Annotated in this window: 1 protein-coding gene; it reads left to right on the top strand. The window is 45.9% G+C overall.

All coding sequences use genetic code 11. The features are described from left to right. The first annotated feature begins 56 nt into the window (after nt 1–56). Nucleotides 57–1,040, top strand: coding sequence for an integrase core domain-containing protein (locus tag IDJ75_RS21075; RefSeq protein ID WP_191177638.1), 984 nt, complete (start codon nt 57–59; stop codon nt 1,038–1,040). Nucleotides 1,041–1,069 lie beyond the last annotated feature (29 nt).

The following is a 1,069-nucleotide window of genomic DNA, read 5'->3' as shown; positions in this document are numbered from 1 at the left end:
TGTAAAGGTCAAGTAATTCGATAACAGAATTAGCTTTAACAAATAAAGCTAAAGTTATGCGAAACATTAACAATGACCTGACCTTAAAGCGCAACTATCTGAACAAGTACTGTTTCCTGATTAATGAGTATGAACAGGTAAAACGTGGCGAGCATGCGATCTTCAGGTTTGCCAAGGATTTCTACCTGGCGCATGATACGGATCCCCGGAGTTTCTTAAAGTACTACAATCTGTATAAGCAATCGGGCAATGAACTTGACTTGCTGCCGGGTAAACGCGGCCCTAAATATGGCAGCCGCAGGCCATCGCCCGAGGATGAGCAGCAGGTATTGCAGCTGCGGGATCGGGGTTGCAATAAGTTTGAGATCGCTAACCAGCTTAAACAAAAAGCTAATACCTTTACACCATCGCCTTCAGGGGTATATAACATCCTGAAGCGGCATAGCCGGAACCTTTTAAAGCAGGCAGACCGGGAAGTAAAGCGAAAGATCATTAAAGAACGCATGGGACAATTAGGCCATATCGATTGCCATCACTTAAGCAAAAGTGTGATTAGGGGGCAAAACAGGAAGCTTTACCTGCTGTGCGTGCTGGACGATTACTCACGACTGGCCTGGGCACAGGTGATGGAAGACATTACGGCCCTGGGCACGATGTTCACTGCTATGCATTGCATGCAGGCACTCAAACGGGAGTTCGGCATCCAGTTCGAAGAGATCATCGCCGATAACGGCCCCGAGTTTGGCCCCTCAACCAGTCTGAACAAACGAAATCACCCATTTGAGCGGATGCTGATGGAAACCGGTATTAAACGCCGCTATATGAAGCCCTATCGCCCGCAAACCAACGGTAAGGTAGAGCGGTTCTGGCGTACACTCAAAGAAGACCTTATTGAAGATACAGACTTTGACAGCCGTGAAGAACTGGAAGACGAACTACTTAAATACCTGGTTTATTACAATTGGGAAAGGCCACATCAGGGAATCAACGGTAAAAAACCTATCGATATGGTCTCCCTTACAACAAATAAAAATACCTAATTCTGTTACCGAATTACTAAACCCTTACA

It is taken from the genome of Mucilaginibacter rigui, from assembly GCF_014773275.1.
In the GTDB taxonomy this organism is placed as follows: domain Bacteria; phylum Bacteroidota; class Bacteroidia; order Sphingobacteriales; family Sphingobacteriaceae; genus Mucilaginibacter; species Mucilaginibacter rigui_A.
This window is presented reverse-complemented; position numbering and strand designations above follow the sequence as displayed.

Bases quoted from the DNA above. Each gene is read 5' to 3' on its own strand.
- IDJ75_RS21075 (WP_191177638.1), top strand. From the start codon at position 57: ATGCGAAACATTAACAATGACCTGACCTTAAAGCGCAACTATCTGAAC.